Here is a 22,834-nt window from a genome sequence, read left to right on the forward strand (position 1 = left end):
ATGTTACGGAAAACCAAACATCGAATTGCAATGGGAACTATTTTTATTGCAGTTTCCCTTATGATCATTGGGTTTCAATCCAAACCCATCACTGGAAAAACAGAATCCAAATCCTCCGCAAGAAAACCAGGCCTTATCCCCGATCCTTTTGAACTTTATCAGAGCATTCCGCCTTATCGATCTGAGATGGTGGCTTCCGATTTACCAGGGAGTTTTGATTTTACTACCGAGTTTCCAATTCCCACAGACCAAGGCACTTACAAAGATAATGTTGGTTATACGGTAGGATACGGACTAATTTCCTATTTAGAAGCCAAAAAAAAAGGAATCCGTAATCTTTCCTCATTAGGGCCTACTTCCGCGAATGGCCAGAAACAATTATACTCCCCTAACTTTATTTATAACCAATTAAATAGTGGAAAAGACCAAGCGGTTTCTCTGTTGGATGCCTTGGTGCTTGCAGAAAGTCGCGGTTCTGTATCATTACAACAAATGAACGAGTCCTCTTCCAGTTTTAGAACTAGGCCCAAAGCGGATATTGTTGAAATAGGACGAAAGGCAAGGCTTCGAAGAATCTATCGAATCGAACCACATGACCTGACTACCATCAAACTTGCCTTAGCTGAAAAAAGACCGGTTTTGATCGGATATTTGGTTTATGAAAATTTTATAGATCCAAAATCCGATGCCGTTTTTGAAACGGGTGCAGGAGAAGTTTTAGGAGCGCAGTCTCTTGTGATTTTGGGTTTTAACGATAAAAAGAAAGCTTTTAAGGTTTGGAATTCCTGGGGAACCACTTGGGGTGACCAAGGTTATTTATGGATATCTTATGAAACCTTTCCCAAATACACAAAATCAGTGTATGTAGCCGATTCGGAAACCGAAAACGAACTCCTAACACAGAATAAACTAAATGATGCATTGGAATCTTTAGAATACGGCGAACACAATCTATTCCCGCCAAAAGAAGTATTTGCGTCTCGGGGTGATTTTTCTGATAGGATTCGGATCAGTTGGTCTAGAGAAAAACGTGCCATCGGCTACGAAGTGTATCGTAAACGTAAAATCGACAGTAAATACCAACTAGTTGGACTATCAAAACAAGCATTCTTTGAAGACTTTGGAATTCAAAAAAATACGGCCTATAATTACCGTGTGGCAAGTTTAGATGAGAATTTTCTTTCAAAGGCGTCCCTTGATTCAAACGATGGTTATGCGGTTGATCCAACAAAACCAGCAGGTATATTGCCAGTAACAAATCTTCATGCATTTGTTGCACCTACTAACGATCGTATTCTTTTAGAATGGGATCCGCAGCCGATCTCCACAACTTACGCTGTTTATAAATGGAATCCAACAGCGAGGATCTATCGATTTTTAGGCAAAACAGAAAAAACTACCTATATTGATTTAAAAGCCAGCCGTAATGGTGATAGCGAAATTTACCAAGTCATTCCCGAAAGAAACCAACTCATTGGCGAATCAAGTTATTATGTTTCTGCCCATTTAGATCCTTCCGAAGTTTTAAAACCGAGACCAAAAAATCTAACAGCTTCGAAGGGACTCTATGCACGGGCTACCATTTTGCAATGGGAAGGTTCCCCAAGCGCTGTCTCCTATCATATCTTTCGGAAAACAAATGGAGCTTGGAAACAAATTGCAAAAACAACCGATCTCCAGTTCAAAGATGATCACTCTTATGAAAAAGAATCTTTTTATGCAGTGGCTTCGGAATTTGAAGGTGAATTGTTTAGTCTCCCTTCGGAACCAGACATTGGGTTTCCCTCTCTCGTAGCAGGAAGGTCGTTAGGAATCAAATCGCCTGAACTGAATGTTTCAGAAAACCGAAAAACAAGTGAATTTATATTCACTTGGAATGTTATTCCCAAAGTAACATCGTATAAAATTTACATGCGTAAAAAAAATGATTCAGAGTGGAGCCTTGTAAAGGAAACTACCGATACAAATTTTAAATTACAAAACTTAACAAAAAACCAATTTTATTTTTTTGCCATCCAATCTGTTTCCAAAGGGATCGGAGAAAGTTTATTTTCCAAACCAGTAACCTCTGTCATTTCAGATACCGTGGTTGATATAAAAAAAGTAAAAACCTTTGGTGAATCCGCCATACAGAAGTTTATCGGTCCTTGGACTGCAATGTATTGGGATGGGAAAAATAAAGTGAAACCCGTTCGTTTGACCATTGAAGCAGAAGATGTGGAAGGAAACATCATCATGAAGTGGAATGAAAATCAAATCTTCCGTGGCAAAAATATCGTAGACTCCGATCTTCTCGAAGAAAAAGGAAAGTGGAAGATCAAACTATCACCTAACTATGAATCCTTATCCGGTGAGTTTGAAGACAAAGTGTTGGTTCCAGAAAAAAGCCAACTCTCTTTTATTCGCGAATAAAACGAGAACTCCCGCAAAGGGAGTTTGTTGTGTTAATCCGCTTTAAACTTTGCTAAAAATGTATCAGGGAGTTTCCAAGGTCTGTTTTTTTCAAAATCAAAAAATAACGCCGAAAATATTGCTTCGCAAACAAGAGCTCCATCAGAAACACGAAACATGTTTTGAACGACCTTCCCTTTGATTTTTGACATCTCTTGAAAACCTGTTTCAATACGAACAATATCAGGATGGTGGAGGGGTTTGTGATAAGACAACTCCGCTTTCAACATAACCGGACCTACCTTTCTTTCCCGCATCTCTTGGATGGAGAAACCTTCGTTTTCTAGGGCTTGGATCCGGGCTTCGTCAAAATAGGATTGGTACACTCCATTGTTGACATGGCCATTGGCGTCCATGTGGCTCCAGAGGACGGGGATTTGGGTGGTGTGGGGCATGGGGATAGGTTTCGGCAGACCGTTCTGTCTGTATACAAAAAAAACAGACAGAACGGTTCGTAAGCATTGACATCCCTCCCCCCTCCACCACACTCTAATCCCATGAAAGGCTCCCCGCGGCACCGCATCCTCGAAATTGCCAAAAAACGATTCTACCAACAAGGATATTACCACACCGGCATCAACCAACTCATCCGAGAATCAGGGACAGCAAAAGCCTCCTTCTATGACCACTATCCATCCAAACGCGACTTAGGAATTCGAGTCATCCAAGCTTACGGCGCCGATGTGCTCATTTGGTTCCGCCAAATCCTTAGAGAATCCCATTCCCCTGATGAATTTATCGCTCAACTTTCCCAAGCGGTTCTAATCCAAATGAATGAAGATGGTTCCTACTACCAAGGTTGTCCGATTGCAATATTCTCTTGTCAATTTCCTGTCGGCGAACAGCCATTTAGTGACGAATTCAAATCAATAGCTTTCCGATGGGAGACACTATTTGCAATGTATATAGCAAGATGGCAATCAAATGGTCTGTTGGAAGAAAGAATAGAACCGATGGAAATGGCGCGGGATTTGATTAATCTTTACGAAGGAGCCCTTATCAACTGGAGGATTTCCTTAAATGAAGTATATATAAAACGGATGTTAGCTCAAATGAAACAAGTCTTCGATTTTGGAGCTAAAAAATAGTTCCACTTTCGCAGTTCTTACGACAAGTTTTCTCTAACCCCAAACAACTTCCTACAATCGCCGATAAATCAAGAGCACTGTATTCAGGACTATTTGTCGAAACTTTATAGAAAGCATCATTACGTAAAAAACAACTCCCTTCAATCGTTGAACATTTGTTACGTTCATAGCAAGCAGATCGAAATGAAAATGGTGACCCACATTGGACAAATAAAAATAAAGAACTAAAAACAATAACTAGTTTCATAAAGAGACGGTTTCGTTTTCAAATTCTGTTCTGCCAAGCGAAGAGATAGTTTTTAGTCCACCCGACAAGTTTTGGATTTTTACTTTTCCCTTAATCGCGATGGGGGTATCAAACAATACTTCACCAGTCACAACCAACTCTTCACAAAAAAGAAGTGAAGGGTATTCTAAAAATAATGAATCAAACTGATGAATTTTTTTATAATAGGATTCATCTAGTTGTACTAAAATTTCACCAAGTCCATAAGCTTTTCTTTCCTTTGTCATGGTAAGCGAAAAGTCAGCATTGAGAATATAAGCATCCGAACGTCGCACAAGATAATCTTCTGTTTTTTTCACAGGGGCAAACCTATCTCTCGGTATGATGATCCCTTTAAACTTAGGAAAATTTCCGACTGCACTTCCCATTGCCGTTTCTAATTGAATGACTGGTATACCATCCACTTGTTTGGGATTGACAATGAGAGAAAGTGAAAAGTTCCCTTGATTGAATCTTTCTTTTAAAGCGCGAAGATTGATCCAAAGATTGTTGGTTGAAAAAGTTCTAAATTTCCCAAGTCCACTGAATTCATTTTCATGTTCTTTGGGCACTTGGGCTGTTTCTAAAAGTTCGTATTGGATGAATTTACCACCAACTGTTTTGCGATAAATGGCTCCGCCTTTTTTATCCGCAAGAGTTTTTGGAGTCATCTCCATTGCGAAATGAATGTCTTCTTTCAAAAGATAACTCACAATATGCGGATCAACAGTGGCTCCTAAATTGTCTCCGTTAGAAAGAAAAGCGATTTCAAACCCCGCAGAAAGTAATTCATCCAAAATTCCCTCTTGGACCATCGTAAAATAAATATCACCATGCCCTGGTGGGCACCAGTTTTCTTTTTGATTTTTGTTTTGGATGGGGGCAAAAGTTTTTGCATCCAACCTCGGAACTTTGTTTTGTAAAAAACTTGTGCGTAAGGATTGTTTGAATCCGTTTTTTTCTAACTCTTTTTGTGAATCTTCTTGTGTGTTATAAGAATCCATAAAAAGCAAAGGAACACCAATCCCATACTCAGAACGGATGAATTCAATTTGTTTTGCCATGACGGCCAGAAAAGACATAGAACCTTTGATTGGGATGAGAGACTTTGCCTTATCCAGACCCATACTGGTTCCAAGTCCTCCATTCAATTTGATCACAACCAATTTGGATAATAAACTAAGATCTGTAGGATAAGAAGAATGGATCGATTCTAAAGAAATTTCATCGGTTTTGGGATCTAAATCTCCTACTTCCTCCCAATTCACCATCCCTGTTTCGCCGTTTCTCACAGCATCTACCTTACTTATAAAATCGGTGATGAACGCATCGGAAAGACCAGCGGTCTTCATGGTATCTCTAATCAATTGGTCGGATTTCTGTTTCTCCATATCATTTCCCTTCGTGTGGTTCCCCGAGCTCAATCCGATTTGGTTCTTCTGTTACTGCTGGATTCCATAAAAAAAATACAAGGATATTTCGGCCGTCCTCTTTTGGAACCGCTACCGTCTCTTTCCTTTCATATTTAGGCATAAAAACTTCAAAATTGTACATCCAATATTTCCCTTTTTTCCGAGTCACTTGCCGGATTCCTTGTTTCAATGGATCCTTTTTCGTAAGTTTTCCATACGGAAGGGGGTACTTTGTTTCCCAAACCTGGGGTAAAAGCTTCGCTGCAGCTTCATAATTCCCCGGTTCGGCAAAAAGAATCACGGGAAACAATCCTAGTAGAAAAATAAATAAGAAACTATGACGCATACGATTCTAAAAGGCAATCCTATGTAGGTACGGTAATCGGTCAATTCAGGAATTCTTCTGCCGCTAGAATTGATTTTCATAGACAAGAATCGAGTCAGAAAGAATCATTTAATTCATGTTTCGATTCATAGAATATCTGGAACGTTTTTGGGCGTTATTGTCATTTTATCTTCCCAGCCATTTGTTTGTGGAGAATAATAAAGATAAAAACATATTGATCGTGCCTGGGTTTCAGGCGGGACGTTCTTACTATTCAAGACTTAAATCCAATTTAGATAATTTAGGATTTAAAGTCGGAATTCTTTCTACTCTCCGCGACCCTCTCTCTTTGGAAGAAGCGGTCAAATACCTTGCCAATCAAATCCTCACGGCACCTAACGAAGTGACTTTGATTGCTCATAACACAGGTGGACTTCTTGTTCTGATTTTGCCAGATGAAGCCAGAAGAAAAGTAAAAAGGTTAATTACCTTAGGAACTCCTTTTCATGGTTCGGACCGGTTTACAAACACAAGACAATCCTATTGGGGTTACGAATCCGACTGGGTAAAAACAAATTACAAAAATGCACTTTTCTTTCCTCTTTTCCAACCTCTCTCTGCCATCGAAGACTTCTCTTTTCCTCCACAAGAGAGTACAGAGTTTGGCCAAGGTCGTGATCTATGGTTTGATATTCCTGGAAACTATAACTTAGTTAGAAGAAATGAAAACATTCGAACACTCAGAGAATTTTTAGGTACACCGAAAGACAGCATATCATTTCAAGCCTCGCCCAAAGCGAATCCTGAATTTGCAGTCCCTAAAAAGATTGAGGTGGATTTTTCTAAGTATGAACCATCTGTTTATAAAAAAACCCAGAAACAGATAGCGGTAAAAAAGAAATCGGCAGCGAAAAAAGCCAAACCAACACAAAAATCAAAACCAGTGGCAAAACCAAAAGCCAAAAAAAAGGTCAAAAAAAGATAATTCTAATAGTTTAAAGAAACAACTGCCCGCCAAACAGCGGACAGTTGGATTGAATTCGAGATCAATCCTTTAGTAAAATTGACCTTTAAACTTTTTTCAACTCTTTGACACAAGCAAGGCAACTATCGCGACACTCTTTACAGACTGTATGGTGAGCCGCATGTTTATCACATTCCTTAGCACAAGCTTCACAAACCTCAATACAAAGATTTGCTAACTTCTTGGTATAAGCCGACGACTGGCTTGCCAACTTCACAAAGGATTCACATAAACTAATGACTTCCCTTGTGCTAGTGGCACAAGCCGCGAGTGACTTATCCCCTTTTCCTAGTTCTGTGAGACAATGGCTGAGGCAAACCTCTGCAGAAAGTTGGCAGTGCAGAGCTGCCATCATAGCTTTGGAATACTTAGATTTTCCAGCCGCAGGCATTGTCATCGTAGAGTGGTCATGGTCTTCTGCTGAAAGTGTGGATAAAATTCCGGAAACGGCTACAGCCATTCCTGCTTTTTGTAATAATTCTTTGCGATTCATATCGTATAACCTCTGTTAAAATTTAAAAATTCTTTGAAATGGAAATCCTTTCACCTAAAAAATAGGTGTGGCCATCTCAAATCAGAAGTCGGACAGTTTGGGTGGGGAAATAGGAACGAGAATGAATAAACCCTGGAATCTTCCACTTTGCGGATGGGCCAGAAAGGAATTGGGGTTGTTTTAAAACACTAAACCCATTCCAAACTGTAAGTTTGATCTGTTTCCAAATGGGGAAATCAGGACCGCTGGCAGATTGTAATTCCTCGTGAATGATCGGGCATTCACAGGAATCTGCAGAACTTTCTTTTGATTCGGAAGTTTGGTGGCAAGGCGGAACGGATGCCCGTTCCACAAATTTTTCTGCAGAAGTACAAAAACCAAACACAGATGATTTGCATCCTAGGTAGGTTAGAAAAATTAGAATGAATCCAATTGTAAACTTTCGTTTCATACTCTTCTGCTACAGTGATTAGACGAATCTAATCTTAGTTCTTAAAATAAATTCTTCAAGCCTTTTCCTGCAACAATAAAGGTTCCAATGGTAGATCCAAATTGTGGGAGAAAAAAAACAAGAAAGATATGGAGGACACGATTTTTCCAAAACCCGGCGAAAGATTCAGAATCTTCAGCGATATGTTCGAAGTCTTCCACTAAAGGTTTCCGCAAATAAGATTCCGAAAGGGCACTAACCCAACCTGCTTTAAAGATCGGAACAAAAGTTCCAATGGGCGCGGTGATAAATGCAAGTAAAATCGAAATCGGATGTGCCCAAGCAATGAGAGCACCAAGAGCGGCAAGGCCACCTTTGATATAAATGAGTTTTGAAAACAGATCCATACCAGCTTCCCCACCTTGACTCCAAGTAGTATAACCAATGAGGCCCGCAAAAAAAGTTGGATATAGAATGATACTAATATTGTCCCACCACTTACGTTTGGGAACTTCATCTAACGCGGACAAGTCGTTCCCAATTTGGATATTTCTTTCGATCCCAGCCAAATGACCTGCACCAACAATCGCTAAAACTTTTTTTACCGACTTCCCTTCTGCTGACTGGCGAATTTTTTCTGCTAGATACACATCTCTTTCATCAATGATCACATGTTTGACAGACTCATATTTTTTTGGAATTTGGGAAAATAGGTCTTTGAGAATGTCATCCGACTTCATCTCTTCGATTTTATCATCTGATACATCTTCCCGAACCAGTAGTGATGCAAGTAACGCACTGAAGAGATACATTTTTGAGAAAAATCCTACATTCCCCCAAGACCGTTTGAGTGTGGTTTGGATCTCTCTGTCAACTGGCACTACCGGTTTTTTTAGTGTGCGACCCATAGTGATTGCCTTACGCATTTCATCACCAGGTTTGATATCTTTGTTTCCGATTTTTTTCTGAAACGAAGAAAGGATGAGACTGGATAAAAGTAACCACATCTTTCTTTCTTTAAATACTTTGAATATATCTAATTTTTTAAGATAGTCGGGATCTTCTACCGACTTCATTCGTGACTCACATAACTCCACACAAATCACATCGGGTTTTAATGTTTGGATCATTTTCTCGACTTCATCTACACTTCGTTTGGACACATGTGCTGTTCCAAGAATGTGGACTTCCGTTTTTCCGATGGTTTGGAAGAGATAAGGTTCCGTTGTTTTGAAACCTTTTTTGGTAGATTTTCTGGCAGGAGTTGTTTTTTTGATTGAACGCATAAGGAAAGGTTACTATCTATAATACCTAAGTAACGGTTCCACTCTCTAGAAACAAGTAGAATGTCTATAAAATCCAAAATCATCAATGTGGGAATTGCCGACATTAAGGTCGGAAAAGATCCAGATGTGCTCAGAACTACACTAGGTTCATGCATAGGAATCGTTTTGTATGATCCAGAACAGAAAGTGGGAGCCATTTCTCACATCATGCTTGCCAAAGATCCTACGGGAAAGGATGCCACCAAGTTTCCACATAAATATGGAGAAACGGCTCTTCCTATCCTCATCGAAATGATGAAACAACAAGGATCCAACATTGGTCAGTACTCTTGCCGTATGTTTGGAGGTGCTTCCATGTTCAAAGGAATCAATTCCCAATTTTTACAAAACATCGGGGAACAGAACATCGCAATCGTTAAAAAATTTATGGAAGAGAAGAAAATTCCCGTCATAGTAGAAGATGTGGCAGGGAATGAAGGAAGAACCATCAGCCTTTATTGTGACGACGGGCGTGTGTTGTTAAAAAAAGCTGGTATGGAAAAATACCTTTATAAGGTGCGTTAGGCGAATATGCTAAAATCAAAGGTTGATGAAATATTACAGGACGTAAATAAACTGCCAGCAATTTCGTCGGTTGTTTCTAAGGTTTTGGAAAAACTCCAAAAACCGGATGTAAATATTGCTGACCTTGCACAGGAAATTTCGAAAGATCCGGCCATCACAGCAAACGTAATTAAACTTTCCAACTCTGCTTACTACAGAGCATCCAAACCCATTCGCACTGTCCAAGAAGCGCTCATGACTCTTGGAATCAAAACAGTAAAAGAAATTGTCCTTCTCACTGCTGCCAAGGGAATTCTTTCCCAAGACCTCAACAGTTACCAAATAGAAGCTGCCCAACTTTGGACTTCCTCTTTACTAGTTGCTGAACTTTCTAGCAAAATTGTACAACATAAAAAACTAAAGATTGATAAGGATCTTGCCTTCACTTCTGGACTTCTTTGTAGTGTTGGAAAAATCGTACTGGCTCAGTTTTTCAGTCCAGTAATGATGCAAATCAAAACAGATCTAAAAGACAACCAAGAACCCTTCCCGGTTCTAGAAAAAAAATACTTTGGATATACCCATATGGAAGTATCCGAAAATCTTTTGAAACGTTGGAATTTTCCACAGGAACTCACTGATGTTGTAGCAAACTACCTAACACCAGAAGATTCCAAAAACAATCCACTCCTAACTTCTGTTGTTCATATTGCCAGCATCCTAATCGTAGTTTCTGGAATTGGAATCGATATTGGTGGTGAGTCTGTTCCTATTTCTCCTTTTGCACTTAGCCAAACAGGCGTTACGGAAGCTGATATTGAAACATACTTTGTTCACATCCCTGACTTACAAGCCGGCCTCGCTGATTTGTTAAACGTATAAGTTTTATTTTTTAAAGAATCCATTTTCTATGAACATTATCTTTATTGGAGCAAGAGGGGCTGGGAAATCCAAAGTCTCTCGTTCCCTTTCCAAACAAACAGACTTCCCCGTAGTTTCGACAGATTCCATTGCTGTGTATGAAGCAGGTGGCATCCCCATCCCAAATTTTGTTGAAAAATCAGGATGGAAAACTTTCCGGGAACTAGAATTCTCTATTTTGCAAAAATTACAAAATGCAGATGGGATCATTCTGGATTGTGGTGGTGGAATTTTATTTGATTTGGATGCAAACGGAAATGAAATCCCAAGCCAACGAAAACTAGACTTACTTAGAAAGATCGGAAGGATTGTTTATCTAGAACGAGGGATAGAAGAACTGATTGAAAAGGTGAAAGGAGATTCGACAAGACCGGACCTTTCCAAAGTTACATCTTACCGCGCCATTTTAGAGAAAAGAATCCCCGTTTACCAAGAAGCAGCTCATTATAAGCTAAATCTTTCGAAACTTTCCAAAGAAGAAGCCGCCGAACGAGTCTTAGACTGGCTTGGAATCAAATCTAAATAAAAGAATCTACCAACTTCCACTGGAGCCACCACCGCCAAAACTCCCACCTCCTCCGCTGAATCCTCCCGATGATCCTCCTCCAGAACCAAAGCCCCCTCCCGAAGAACTTCCAGAAGAGTATGTAACTGAATTTGTAATCTTATCCGATAGAGATTTTACAAAAGACAACTTATCTCTTGTTAGCCGGACAAAAATGAACCCAAATACATAAATGAAGTTGCATACAACCCAACCATAGAACCCATAAAAAATCGAAGGCACCCACTGGAAAAAAACTAATAAAAAGAAAAATACCCAAACACTATTATCCTCTTTATGGAAGGCCAAGATGGTTGCGAAAAGAAAGATAATTCCAACAAAAATCAAACCCACTAAATACAAATGCCAACCTTGTTCGGCGCCGATCCCACGAAATGATTGGAACTTCTCCCAAAGGTTTGGTTCTTCTGGAGTCACACCCGTATCCAAAGTGGTAAGGATTTCTGTTAAACCAGCCGTAATCCCGTCTGCATACATATCTGATTTAAAGTAGGGAATCATTTTTTTCTGAATGATACGATTGCAATAGGCATCTGTGAGAATTCCTTCGAGGCCGTAACCCACTTCGATTCGCACCTTTCTATCTTCGATGGAAAGTAAAACGAGGACTCCGTTGTCCTTATTTTTTTGACCTAACTTCCAAGTTTCCGCAACTTTTAGACTATATTCTTCTAAAATCTCACCTTCTAACGAATGTATAACGAGAATGGCAATTTGGTTTGAAGTTTTTTTCTCGTGGTCTTCTAAAGTTCTCTCCCAGATATCTGCATCTGCTTTGGAGATCGTTCCCTCCTCCCATGTGACTCTTCTTTCTAAAACGGGGATCTCTTTGGCAAAAATTTCGAGAGGAACCACTCCCAAAAGAAAAAGAAAGAAAAACCTGGGACGGAGAAAAGGAAATATAAATTTCATCGGCCCAAGCGTAGTTGACAAACGAGAAAAATCAAAGATTTTTTCTAAGCCGTGGAAACAACTTTTTTATCAGATTCGATTTTGGTACAAGCGGGAACTTTCAGCGATTACGTCCTGCTATTTGGAATTGTTTTTTGGACCATCCTTGCCTTTTCCGGAATTTGGATTTGGAAACGAACCCATGTCAGAAAATTAGGTTTTTTGTTTACTCTAATAAGTTTTCTTCCTTTCAGTTATCTCTGTTATCAGTCTTATGAAGAGAAAGATGGTTTTATTTATCAGCTAGAGATAAATAAAAAAAGAAATCAAATTCGTTTCGGAGATTCAAAGGAACCTGATATCATTTTTCCTATCGAAGAATTCATCTCTTATCAAATTAAATCGGAATCCGAATCGAAAAAAGATGGGATATTATATACAGATACCATTTATTTGCATCATCAATCAGGGTTACTGCTACCTGTTGCAGATGTTTCCGTAAAGAGATACAACGATAACAAAGAAGGATTTAGTCGTTATTCATTAGTTTCCAGAGAGTTTAAAAAATTCTTTCGCATCCTTCCCCTTCCTGTGGAGAAAGAAACCGGGAAACCATTCAAAGAAATCCTCGTCAAACCGGAGTTACCAGCCAAAAATGAGAACCCCAAGCTATCAAAACTAGAGAATGCCGAACTGTTACCTGACTCACAAAATCTAAACCAACCACCAAACAAGATAGAGGCGCCCCAATTCCCCTTGGAATGGAAACATCAAATCATCAATGCGAATTGGTATTTTTCATTTTCCCTTCTTGCCATCGGACACCTAGGTGTGCTGCTCTTATGCGCCAACTTTCATGAAGATAGGAACAACAATCGACTTTTGGGAGTACTAATCCTTCTATTTGGGTATCTTTCTTTTGGTTCCCAATATTACTTTTGGATTTTGCCTAAATCAAATACCCAATACAAAATTGAATCCAAAGCAAATGGATTCCAGTTTTACTCCTCAGAAAACAAAAACATAACCCTTGAAGGCGAGTGGATTTTTCACTCTGATAAAATAGCTTATCTGGAGCTGCCAAAGAAAACCTTACACATCCAAACCAAAATGGCGTATGAAAAAGCAATGACATTGGTCGAATCTTTAGAAAGCGACTCTCCCGACTTAAGCAATGCCTTAAAGTTAACAAAAGAGGCTTACAATGCCTCGGAATGGGTGCGTTGGGATTTAAGCGATCTTCCTATGGAAGTTGCAGTTCGCTTGTTTCTTGTACTCTAAGTTTTTTTGGACTAAATACAAACTGGTTTTTCACATAAGCAAATTGATCTAATAAATAGCATAATGTACCGAATACGAACACTTGAGACTGTTTCGCGCTGCCTAAAAATAAATCATTTTGCTGAAAACAAAATAATTGGACAGTACACCCAAATTCAAAAACAAGGTACAGTAATTGCTTTAGAGTAGGGTACGTATGTCAAAATCTAACCAACCACCCATCCTTCCGCCAGTCGGCCCACAGGCCCAAGGTATGTATGATCCTGCCATGGACAAAGATTCCTGTGGTGTTGGTTTTATCGCAAATTATAAAGGCAAACGTTCCCGCGACATCGTCGACAAAGGGATTCGCCTCATGTGTAACCTAGAACACAGGGGTGCCGAAGGGGCCGATCCAAAAACCGGTGACGGTGCTGGGATCATGATCAATATCCCCGATGCATTTTTTAGGAAGAATCTGCCCTTCTCTCTTCCCAAAGAAGGTGATTATGCTGTGGGTTTTCTTTTCCTTCCACAGAATTCGGAAGTCAGAACTGCAATCGAAAACGTAATCGAAAAAATCATTGTAGACGAAGGTGAGGAATTTTTAGGATTTCGCGATGTCCCCATTAACAAAGAATATGCGGGAGTAGTGGCATCCAAAACCATGCCGGTATTCAAACAAGTATTCATTGGCAAAAAATCCAAAAAACTAAAAACTTCTGACGACTTCGAAAGAAAATTATTTCTCATTCGTCGTTTGATTGATAGAAGGATTCGTGCCGAACTAAAACTGGATCGTTCCCAATACTACGTACCAAGTTTTTCTTCCAGAACCATCGTATACAAAGGGATGTTACTCGGTGACCAAGTTAAGAAGTTCTATGAAGATTTAAAATCACCAGATTTAACTTCTGCATTTTGTTTAACTCATACAAGATTTTCGACTAACACCTTCCCTACTTGGGATTTGGCTCATCCTTATCGTCAAATTGCACATAACGGAGAGATCAACACACTTCGCGGGAACATGAACTGGATGGCCGCTCGCCAAATGGTAATGCAGTCTCCACTTTACGGCGATGAACTTCGTCGTATGTTACCGATTGTTATGGAAGGCCAGTCAGATACGGCTACTTTTGATACCGTACTTGAACTACTTGTGATGGGAGGAAGATCTCTCCCTCATTCAGTGATGATGATGATTCCAGAAGCTTGGTCAAAAAACAAGGCTATGGATGCCGACAGACGCGCGTTCTACGAATATCATGCAACCTTTATGGAACCTTGGGATGGACCCGCTGCCATTGCTTTTACTGATGGTAGAATCATTGGTGCCACATTGGATCGTAACGGACTTCGTCCTGCTCGATTTGTTGTCACAAAAGACGATGAAGTGATCATGTCTTCCGAAGCGGGGGTACTTAACCTTCCGCCAGAAGAAATTTTAATCCAAGATCGACTTCGTCCAGGTCGTATGCTCCTCATTGATATGGAAAAAGGCCAAATCCTTGACGACGAAGAAATCAAAAAACAAATCGCTACCCAACAACCTTATCGCAAGTGGGTAGAAGACAATATGATTCGTCTCGGGTCTTTACCAGACCCTGAAAACGTAAAACAACCACAACATGAATCCATTTTGGAACGCCAAAGAGCTTTCGGGTACACTCATGAAGATGTATTTACCATCATCAAACCAATGGGTGTTTCTGGCGAAGAACCGATTGGTTCTATGGGTGTGGACTCTGCTCTAGCGGTACTCAGCGAAAAACCACAACCCCTATTCCGTTATTTCAAACAAAACTTTGCACAAGTAACCAATCCACCGATTGATCCTATTCGTGAAGAACTTGTGATGGAACTCACAACTTATATTGGACCGGAAGGAAATCTTCTCTCTGAAGAGCCAGAACATGCTCATCGTTTGGAATTGGAACATCCAATCCTTACAAACGAAGATTTTGAAAAGATCAAACAAATCAGCGAAGGACATTTCAAAGCCAAAACTTTTGAAATCCTTTTTGATCCATCTAAAAAACATGATATGCGAAACTCTCTCGATCGTGTTTGTGCTGATGCAGCAAAAGCAGTTCGGGAACAAGGAGTGACTCTCATCATCCTAACCGACCATGGTGTTGGTGAGAAAAAAGCTGCCATCCCATCACTACTTGCCGTAGCAGGACTTCACCACTATTTGATCCGTGAAGGTCTTCGTACTCGTGCAGGGATCGTTTTGGAATCAGGGGAACCAAGAGAAGTGGCCCACTTTGCATTGTTATGTGGTTATGGTGCCAACGCCATCAATCCATACCTTGCTTTTGAAACGATCGCCGATCTTTCACAACAAGGATTACTTCCAGAAGTTCCTGAATACAAAGAAGCAAAAAAGAAATACATCAAATCTATTGGGAAAGGACTATTCAAAGTATTTTCAAAAATGGGAATCTCCACATTACAATCGTATTGTGGTGCGCAAATTTTTGAAGCAGTAGGACTTGATTCCGAGCTCGTTAACACTTACTTTGCAGGAACACAGTCTAGAATCGAAGGGCTTTCTCTTGAGATGTTAGAAGAAGAAACGGTTCGTCGTCACAAAGCGGCTTACGATTCTACTTTTTTTCCGAACAACCTAGAACCAGGTGGGGTGCACTACTATCGTAAAAATGGAGATAGCCATCTCTATACTCCGATTACAGTTCACAAACTCCAAAAAGCAACGCAGGACAACGACTACAAAGTTTTTAAAGAGTTCTCTAGCCTCATCGATAACCAAAACGAAAAAGCTATCACTCTTAGAAGTTTGTTCCAACTTGATTTTGAAGGATCCAAAGCGATCCCGATAGAAGAAGTAGAATCAGTAAAATCTATTCTCAAACGTTTCCAAACAGGAGCGATGAGCCATGGTTCCATTTCTTGGGAAGCACATACAACTCTTGCCATTGCCATGAACCGAATTGGTGCTAAATCCAATACAGGGGAAGGTGGAGAGGATCCAGTAAGATTCAAAACTCTTCCAAATGGAGATAGCATGCGTTCGGCGATCAAACAGGTTGCTTCTGCGAGATTTGGTGTGACTATGGAATACCTCACCAATGCCGATGACATCCAAATCAAAATGGCACAGGGCGCCAAACCAGGAGAAGGTGGACAACTTCCAGGCCATAAAGTAGACAAATACATTGGATGGCTTCGTTATTCCACTCCGGGTGTAACTTTGATTTCCCCTCCTCCACACCATGATATTTATTCCATCGAAGATTTGAAACAGCTGATCTTTGATTTAAAGAACTCCAACCCAAGATCACGTGTTTCTGTGAAACTAGTTTCTGAATCTGGGGTAGGAACTGTGGCTGCTGGTGTTGCCAAAGCACACGCCGACCACATCCTCATTGCTGGACATGAAGGGGGAACGGGAGCAAGCCCCATCTCTTCCATTCACCATGCAGGAACACCTTGGGAACTCGGACTTTCGGAAACCCACCAAACTCTTGTCGCCAACGGACTTCGTGACCGAGTGTATCTCGCTGTGGATGGAAAACTCCTCACTGGAAAAGATGTGGTTGTAGGAGCCCTACTCGGTGCGGAAGAGTTTGGATTTTCCACTTCGGCCCTCGTATCAGTGGGTTGTATCATGATGCGTAAATGCCACTTGAATACTTGCCCAGTTGGTGTTGCCACTCAAGATGAATTCTTAAGAAGTAAATTTACCGGCAAACCAGAGTATGTTGTAAATTTTATGACCTTTGTTGCAGAAGAAGTTCGTGAAATCATGGCAAAACTTGGATTCAGAACTTTCGAAGAAATGATTGGCCAAGTGGAAAAAATCAAATTCAAACGACCGCACCACCATTGGAAAGCTCGCGGACTTGATTTTACAAAAGTTCTCCATAGACCAACTCCTGTATTTCCTACAGGACTCTATCGTGCGAAAGAACAGAACCACCATTTGGATGAACAGATTGATAACGAGCTGATTCGTAAGTCACTCCCTGCCATTGACCACAAACAACCGGTCAAAATCAAAACCTCCATTGTGAACTTAAATCGCTCTGTAGGAACCATGCTCAGTCACGAAGTGACAAAAAAATATGGAGTGGATGGTCTTATCGAAGACACCATTGACATTGAGTTCACTGGAACCGCAGGACAGTCATTTGGTGCTTTTGTGACCAAAGGAATGACACTTCGCCTCATTGGGGAAGGAAATGACTATGTAGGGAAAGGACTATGTGGGGGAAAACTCATCTTCCAAACTCCAAAAAATGCTCCTTACAAAGCAGAAGAGAACATCGTCATCGGTAACACTTGTTTCATTGGCGCCACAAGTGGAAATGCTTATGTCAACGGGATTGCAGGGGAAAGATTCTGTGTTCGTAACTCCGGTGCTCATGTCATCGTAGAAGGAACAGGAGACCATGGTTGTGAATATATGACTGGTGGGCGGGTCATCATCCTTGGAGACATTGGAAGAAACTTTGCTGCCGGTATGTCCGGTGGAATTGCATACCTTTGGGATCCAAAGAAAAACAAAGAATCACTCATCAACAAAGAGATGGTCGACTTAGATCCGTTAACTGATGCAAACGAAATTGCCGAAGTAAAAAAGATGGTAGAAGATCATAAAACTTACACTGGTTCCAAACGCGCAGAAGAAGTTCTGAACAATTGGGATGCTGTTGTAAAACAAATGATCAAAGTGATTCCAAGAGATTATAAAAAAGCTCTAGAAAAAATGGCAGAAGAAACAACATCTGCAAAACCGAACAAAGAGGGGGTAACAGCTCGTGGGTAAACCAACAGGATTTTTAGAATTTAAAAAAGAATACCTTCAGAAGATTGAACCGAAGGAACGAGTTAAGAACTACAAAGAGTTCGAAAAACCGTTCCCTGAAGCTGTTGCGAAAGACCAAGGCGCTCGTTGTATGGACTGCGGGATTCCTTTTTGCCACGGTGATACAGGTTGTCCTGTGGACAACCTCATCCCAGAGTTTAATGACTTTGTTTACCGAGGTCGCTGGAAAGAAGCTTGGGAAAACCTTTCCAAAACAAATAACTTTCCTGAATTTACGGGAAGGTTATGCCCTGCTCCTTGTGAGTCGGCCTGTACTTTAGGAATCATCGAACCACCGGTTTCTATCAAATCCATTGAAAGAACCATCATTGATCGTGCTTGGGAAGAAGGATGGGTCATCCCACAACCTTCTAGTTCTAAATCGGGAAAAAAAGTTGCCGTAGTTGGATCGGGACCTGCTGGTCTTGCCGCAGGACAACAGTTAGCTCGTGCAGGTCATACTGTAACTATCTTTGAAAAAAATGATCGGATTGGTGGTCTACTCCGTTACGGAATTCCAGACTTTAAAATGGAAAAAAGACATATTGACCGACGTGTCAAACAAATGGAAGCGGAAGGTGTTACTTTCAAAACCAATGTCAATGTTGGTGTCGATATTACAGCAAAGCAACTATTAGCTGATTTTGATTCAGTAGTTCTCGCCTGTGGATCTGAATCCCCAAGAGATTTACCTGTAGAAGGAAGAAATAGCAAAGGGGTTCACTTTGCTATGGACTTTTTGTCCAAAAACAACAAACAAGTTGCAGGTGACGATATTGAAATCATTAATGCGAAAGACAAACATGTCATCGTCATTGGTGGTGGAGATACTGGATCCGATTGTGTAGGAACTTCCAATCGACATGGTGCCAAATCTGTCACTCAAATTGAACTTTTCCCAGAGCCCCCAAAAGAAAGAGACTCCTCTACTCCTTGGCCGCTTTATCCAAAAATGCTTCGCACATCCACCTCACATGAAGAAGGTGTTAGTCGTAAATGGGCTGTTTCCACTATGGGTTTTAAATCCAATGAAAAAGGGGAAGTCACTGCCATCTACGGATCCGAAGTAAAAGAAGAAAACGGAAAATTCAATCCCATTCCTGGAACTGAGTTTGAATGGCCGGCCGATTTGGTTTTTCTTGCTATGGGATTTGTAAACCCCATCAAAGAAGGACTCATCGCTGATTTGCAAAAAGAAGGTTTGGAACTAGACGGTCGTGGGAATGTAAAAGCAGATTTTGGAACAAAATCAGGATCTTTTGCAACTTCTGTACCGAAAGTGTACGCTTGTGGAGACGTAAGACGGGGGCAATCCCTCATTGTTTGGGCCATTTCCGAAGGAAGGAAGTGTGCTGACCAAGTCCACCAGTATCTTACTTTGGAGCAAGAAACCTAAACTTCTTTTTTAAGAACCGCATTTGGAACATACCTTGTCATAACAGGGATAATTTCTTTCCAAATGCGGATTTACTTTCGAATCCTCTTTAGCAAAAAAATTCTTGCCTAACTTCCAAATCGCCAAAATCATTGGAGAGATCAATTGAAACGTAGCTAGTAACACTATAGAGATTGTTATATAATATTCCAACACTTGAGATACCCTTGAAACTTACTATTACACAATATTTTAAAATCGCAACACTTTTGGTGATCCTCACGGGCAACCTATCGGCAGAGAACATCCTCCTCAAAAAAGGCGGAACTCTCCAAGGTAAGGTGGTGGAACAAGACCAATATAAGCTAAAAATTCGTAAAGAAGACGGAACCACTGTGGTTCTTAGTAAAACTGACATTCTCAAAGTGGTTTACAAAGACCACCTAACAGCTGCAGAGGAAGACAAACTTCGTAAAGCAGAAGAAGACAAAGAAAGAATCAAAAGAGAAAAAGAAGAAGCAGCTAGACTTAAAAAAGAACAAGAAGATGCTGCAAAATTAGAAAAAGAATTAGCTGCTAAAAATGCTAACGCTGATGCAGAAGCCAAACGCAAAAAAGAAGAAGACGCAAAACGAGCAGAAGCAGACCGCAAGAACCTGACAAAAGGTGGTGCCGCTTGGAGATCTGCTGTCCTTCCTGGTTGGGGCCAATGGAAACAAGATAGAAAGGTTCAGGCAATTGTGTATCCTACTATCATTGCAGTTGGTCTTTTTTTCACATACGACAAACACCGTATGTATTTAAATGCTAAACGCGATTATAATAATTTAGAAAATCCTTATACTACTAATGGTTTGTTCCGTGCAGCGGTTTCACAGCAGTCGGCAGCAACTGTTTCTCCAGCGGAAGCAGTGGTCGCAAGCCAACTAGGTCCCTTCAAAGGCCAAAGAGAATCGGTTGAAAAACATTACCAAGATATGCAATACATTGGTATCGCTACCCTACTCGTGTATTTCTGGAATATTTTTGACGCCTATTACTTCCACCCGACAGGTTCTGGACTCAGTTACGAAGACACTCGAAAAGAAAAATTCTTTATGCGTTCTTCTGTGGATCGTGTTGGTTACCACCCCACTGCCATTGCAGGAGATCGTGGAATCGAACACCGTACACAACTCGGATACGAGTATAATTTCTGACAACCATTAGGGGAGATGACTCCCCGACTTCATTTTTTAGATCAATTCTAAGTCTCAATTAGCCCCTTGACAAATATCAAGGGGCATGAATCCGAACCCCAATCTGTTTTTCTTTCTTTTCTTCGTCCTTTTAAATACAAAGGAATTAGTTCTATATATATACGGAACTGATAAAGATTAAGGAGAGAAACATTGGCTACGGAAAAAACTCAATATGACGATTTTATCGTAAAAGGGTTTATCATTTCAGCGTTAGTCTGGGGCGTTGCATCAATGACATTTGGTGTCATTATTGCCTTCCAACTTGTGTATCCACAGCTGAATTTTGAATTACCTTGGACGAGCTTCGGAAGGTTACGACCTCTACATACCAATGCTGCCATTTTTGGATTTGCATTGAGTGTTATCTTCGCCACAGCCTACCATACGGTGCAAAGATTGTGTCGGACTAGAATGTGGAACGACACTCTTTCCAAAATACACTTAGCATTGTATAACCTAACAATTGTCCTTGCAGCAATTACACTACCACTTGGTTACAGCCAATCAAAAGAATATGCCGAATTAGAATGGCCTATCGACTTGTTGCTCGTTGTATGGTATGTAATTTTCTTTGCAAACTATTTGATGACGGTAATCAAAAGAAAAGAAGAACAAATGTATGTAGCGATTTGGTTCTACATTGCTTCTTTTGTTACGGTTCCACTTCTTTTTATCGTAAACAACATTGTAATCCCTGCAGGATTCTTAAAATCCTACTCGGTATATGCAGGTGTGTTTGATGCCAACATCCAATGGTGGTATGGACACAATGCTGTAGCCTTTGTTCTTACGACTCCATTTTTGGGACTTATGTACTACTACCTCCCAAAACATATCAAACAACCCATTTACTCACACAGACTTTCGATCATACATTTCTGGTCGTTAATCTTTATCTACATTTGGGCTGGTCCTCACCATTTACTATACTCTCCAATTCCAGAATGGTTACAAACAACTGGTATGGTATTCTCCATTATGTTATGGATGCCTTCTTGGGGTGGTATGTTAAACGGATTCCTAACGCTTACTCAAGCTAAGGACAAAATTAAAGTAGATGCTACCCTCAAAATGATGTTAGCTGCCGTCACTTTTTACGGTATGTCAACGTTTGAAGGTCCTCTTCTTTCCATTCGTGCTGTATCTGCTCTTGGACACAACACTGACTGGATCATTGGTCACGTTCACGCTGGAACACTCGGTTGGGTTGGATTTATGTCTGCCGCAGCTTTATATTACCTAGTGCCAAGACTTTGGAATGCCAATCTCTATAGCGAAAAACTTGCTAATACACACTTCTGGATAGGAACTCTCGGTATCCTACTCTACATCATCTCCATGTGGGTATCTGGTATTACTGAAGGATCTATGTGGCGAGCAGTTGGCGAAAACGGCGAACTCGTTTATAAAGACTGGGTAGAAATTGTTGAGTTCTTAAAACCATTCAGACTATTCCGTGCGATCGGGGGAACACTCTATCTAACAGGATTTATCATTATGGTGTATAACTTTATCAAAACCATTCAAAACAAAGATAGTGGGTTTGTAGAACAAGACTTACGTATAGGAGTGAAATCATAATGTTAGGATTTAACAAATTCTTAGATTGGTTTTCTGAAATTGCAGACCATTGGGACACAAAGGGAGTTAAGTTTACTCTATATACAACGATTGCCGTTGTGATTGGTGGACTTTTTGAACTTGTTCCACCGTTTTTTCTAACAAAAACGGTAACTCCAATTTCTACTGTAAAACCATATTCAGCTTTGGAACTTGCAGGTCGCGACACTTACCAAAAAGAAGGATGTATCGGATGCCATACGCAAATGGTTCGACCATTCAAATGGGAAGTAGATCGTTTTGATCCAACTAAAGCTTACGGTAGAACTGGATATTCTAAAGGTGGAGAGTTTGTTTATGACCACCCATTCCTTTGGGGATCAAAACGTACGGGTCCAGACTTAGCTCATGAATCTCAAATGTTGCGTTCTGATGAATGGCATAAAAACCATTTGATCAACCCAAGAACTGTCGGTGGTGTACCAAACTCCATCATGCCAGCTTACCCATGGTTGTTCGAAAAATCACATACGATTGATGTAGAACAAGTTGTATCTAACATGAAAGCTCTTAAAACCATCGGTGTTCCTTACACAGAAGAAGATTTTGCAAATGCACCGTCACTTCTAAAGGATAAAACCGAAGGGGAAGCATTGGTTGCATACCTACAAAAACTAGGTAGAGATTCAGCTGAGTTACAAAAGGGTATGAAGTAAAATTATGAACGATGCAGATATTCTACTCGTTTATAAAAGTTTGAGATTGCCGATCCTCGTGATCGCAATCTCCTACATCACCTACTACGTTTATAAAAAACGTGCGAAAGACGAAATGGAGAAACCCAAGTATAGAATGCTTGAGGAGGATTAA

21 protein-coding genes are annotated in these 22,834 nt (G+C 40.4%); 13 read left to right on the forward strand and 8 right to left on the reverse strand.

Annotated elements, in window-relative coordinates:
* Positions 1–2,412, forward strand: a complete 2,412-nt coding sequence (locus EHQ70_RS09730; protein ID WP_135585876.1) for a fibronectin type III domain-containing protein — start codon at positions 1–3, stop codon at positions 2,410–2,412.
* Between the two features lie 32 nt (positions 2,413–2,444).
* On the opposite strand, the gene EHQ70_RS09735 is transcribed toward EHQ70_RS09730, so the two are convergent.
* Positions 2,445–2,846 carry an acyl-CoA thioesterase gene (locus EHQ70_RS09735; RefSeq protein ID WP_135585878.1) on the reverse strand — a complete coding sequence of 134 codons (402 nt, stop codon included), beginning with the start codon at positions 2,844–2,846 and terminating at the stop codon, positions 2,445–2,447.
* Between the two features lie 102 nt (positions 2,847–2,948).
* On the opposite strand from EHQ70_RS09735, the gene EHQ70_RS09740 reads away from it, so the two are divergent.
* Positions 2,949–3,539, forward strand: a complete 591-nt coding sequence (locus tag EHQ70_RS09740; RefSeq protein ID WP_135585880.1) for a TetR/AcrR family transcriptional regulator — start codon at positions 2,949–2,951, stop codon at positions 3,537–3,539.
* On the opposite strand, the gene EHQ70_RS09745 is transcribed toward EHQ70_RS09740, so the two are convergent.
* From EHQ70_RS09745 to EHQ70_RS09755, 3 genes are read right to left on the reverse strand one after another with little or no spacing between them, the layout of a single operon-like run.
* Positions 3,529–3,786 carry an LA_0364 family Cys-rich lipoprotein gene (locus EHQ70_RS09745; protein WP_135585882.1) on the reverse strand — a complete coding sequence of 86 codons (258 nt, stop codon included), beginning with the start codon at positions 3,784–3,786 and terminating at the stop codon, positions 3,529–3,531. The two genes, EHQ70_RS09740 and EHQ70_RS09745, sit on opposite strands and share 11 nt — an antisense overlap.
* Positions 3,783–5,195, reverse strand: coding sequence for a UTP--glucose-1-phosphate uridylyltransferase (locus tag EHQ70_RS09750; RefSeq protein ID WP_135585884.1), 1,413 nt, complete (start codon positions 5,193–5,195; stop codon positions 3,783–3,785). The genes EHQ70_RS09745 and EHQ70_RS09750 overlap by 4 nt, the downstream gene beginning before the upstream one ends.
* A gap of 1 nt (position 5,196) precedes the next feature.
* Entirely contained in the window at positions 5,197–5,562 is a 366-nt protein-coding gene (locus EHQ70_RS09755) for a hypothetical protein (protein WP_135585885.1), read from the reverse strand.
* 115 nt (positions 5,563–5,677) lie between these two features.
* On the opposite strand from EHQ70_RS09755, the gene EHQ70_RS09760 reads away from it, so the two are divergent.
* Positions 5,678–6,526: an esterase/lipase family protein gene (locus tag EHQ70_RS09760; RefSeq protein ID WP_135585887.1), complete on the forward strand. Its 849-nt coding sequence runs from the start codon at positions 5,678–5,680 to the stop codon at positions 6,524–6,526.
* 85 nt (positions 6,527–6,611) lie between these two features.
* Here EHQ70_RS09760 and EHQ70_RS09765 read toward each other — a convergent pair whose 3' ends face one another.
* The 3 genes from EHQ70_RS09765 to EHQ70_RS09775 all read right to left on the reverse strand — a co-directional run bounded on the left by EHQ70_RS09765 (position 6,612) and on the right by EHQ70_RS09775 (position 8,774).
* The gene (locus EHQ70_RS09765; protein WP_135585889.1) at positions 6,612–7,058 is read right to left on the reverse strand and encodes a four-helix bundle copper-binding protein; all 447 of its coding nucleotides are present in this window, start codon (positions 7,056–7,058) and stop codon (positions 6,612–6,614) included.
* Between the two features lie 76 nt (positions 7,059–7,134).
* On the reverse strand, positions 7,135–7,509 hold the full coding sequence (locus EHQ70_RS09770; RefSeq protein ID WP_135585891.1) for a hypothetical protein: 375 nt from the start codon (positions 7,507–7,509) through the stop codon (positions 7,135–7,137).
* A gap of 41 nt (positions 7,510–7,550) precedes the next feature.
* On the reverse strand, positions 7,551–8,774 hold the full coding sequence (locus EHQ70_RS09775; RefSeq protein WP_135585893.1) for a TraB/GumN family protein: 1,224 nt from the start codon (positions 8,772–8,774) through the stop codon (positions 7,551–7,553).
* Positions 8,775–8,834: 60 nt separating this feature from the next.
* On the opposite strand from EHQ70_RS09775, the gene EHQ70_RS09780 reads away from it, so the two are divergent.
* The 3 genes from EHQ70_RS09780 to EHQ70_RS09790 are packed head-to-tail and all read left to right on the forward strand — an operon-like array spanning position 8,835 to position 10,764.
* On the forward strand, positions 8,835–9,338 hold the full coding sequence (locus EHQ70_RS09780) for a chemotaxis protein CheD (RefSeq protein ID WP_135585895.1): 504 nt from the start codon (positions 8,835–8,837) through the stop codon (positions 9,336–9,338).
* A 6-nt stretch (positions 9,339–9,344) separates the two neighbouring features.
* Entirely contained in the window at positions 9,345–10,199 is an 855-nt protein-coding gene (locus tag EHQ70_RS09785) for an HDOD domain-containing protein (RefSeq protein WP_135585897.1), read from the forward strand.
* 28 nt (positions 10,200–10,227) lie between these two features.
* Complete coding sequence (locus EHQ70_RS09790) at positions 10,228–10,764, forward strand: shikimate kinase (RefSeq protein ID WP_135585899.1); 537 nt, start codon at positions 10,228–10,230, stop codon at positions 10,762–10,764.
* 6 nt (positions 10,765–10,770) lie between these two features.
* Here EHQ70_RS09790 and EHQ70_RS09795 read toward each other — a convergent pair whose 3' ends face one another.
* Positions 10,771–11,715, reverse strand: coding sequence for a TPM domain-containing protein (locus tag EHQ70_RS09795; protein ID WP_135585901.1), 945 nt, complete (start codon positions 11,713–11,715; stop codon positions 10,771–10,773).
* 51 nt (positions 11,716–11,766) lie between these two features.
* On the opposite strand from EHQ70_RS09795, the gene EHQ70_RS09800 reads away from it, so the two are divergent.
* The 7 genes from EHQ70_RS09800 (at position 11,767) to EHQ70_RS09830 (ending at position 22,834) form a co-directional block, all read left to right on the forward strand.
* Positions 11,767–12,975: a hypothetical protein gene (locus tag EHQ70_RS09800; protein WP_135585903.1), complete on the forward strand. Its 1,209-nt coding sequence runs from the start codon at positions 11,767–11,769 to the stop codon at positions 12,973–12,975.
* A 196-nt stretch (positions 12,976–13,171) separates the two neighbouring features.
* Positions 13,172–17,749: a glutamate synthase large subunit gene (gltB, locus tag EHQ70_RS09805; RefSeq protein WP_135585905.1), complete on the forward strand. Its 4,578-nt coding sequence runs from the start codon at positions 13,172–13,174 to the stop codon at positions 17,747–17,749.
* Complete coding sequence (locus tag EHQ70_RS09810; RefSeq protein WP_135585907.1) at positions 17,742–19,184, forward strand: glutamate synthase subunit beta; 1,443 nt, start codon at positions 17,742–17,744, stop codon at positions 19,182–19,184. Before gltB ends, EHQ70_RS09810 begins: the two co-directional genes overlap by 8 nt.
* A gap of 206 nt (positions 19,185–19,390) precedes the next feature.
* Entirely contained in the window at positions 19,391–20,362 is a 972-nt protein-coding gene (locus tag EHQ70_RS09815) for an LA_0442/LA_0875 N-terminal domain-containing protein (protein ID WP_135585909.1), read from the forward strand.
* A 192-nt stretch (positions 20,363–20,554) separates the two neighbouring features.
* Positions 20,555–21,985: a cytochrome-c oxidase, cbb3-type subunit I gene (ccoN, locus tag EHQ70_RS09820; protein WP_135585911.1), complete on the forward strand. Its 1,431-nt coding sequence runs from the start codon at positions 20,555–20,557 to the stop codon at positions 21,983–21,985.
* Positions 21,985–22,680, forward strand: coding sequence for a cytochrome-c oxidase, cbb3-type subunit II (ccoO, locus tag EHQ70_RS09825; protein WP_135585913.1), 696 nt, complete (start codon positions 21,985–21,987; stop codon positions 22,678–22,680). Before ccoN ends, ccoO begins: the two co-directional genes overlap by 1 nt.
* Before the next feature lie 4 nt (positions 22,681–22,684).
* Positions 22,685–22,834, forward strand: a complete 150-nt coding sequence (locus EHQ70_RS09830) for a cbb3-type cytochrome c oxidase subunit 3 (protein ID WP_135585915.1) — start codon at positions 22,685–22,687, stop codon at positions 22,832–22,834.

It is taken from the genome of Leptospira congkakensis, from assembly GCF_004770265.1.
Taxonomy (GTDB): Bacteria; Spirochaetota; Leptospiria; order Leptospirales; family Leptospiraceae; genus Leptospira_A; species Leptospira_A congkakensis.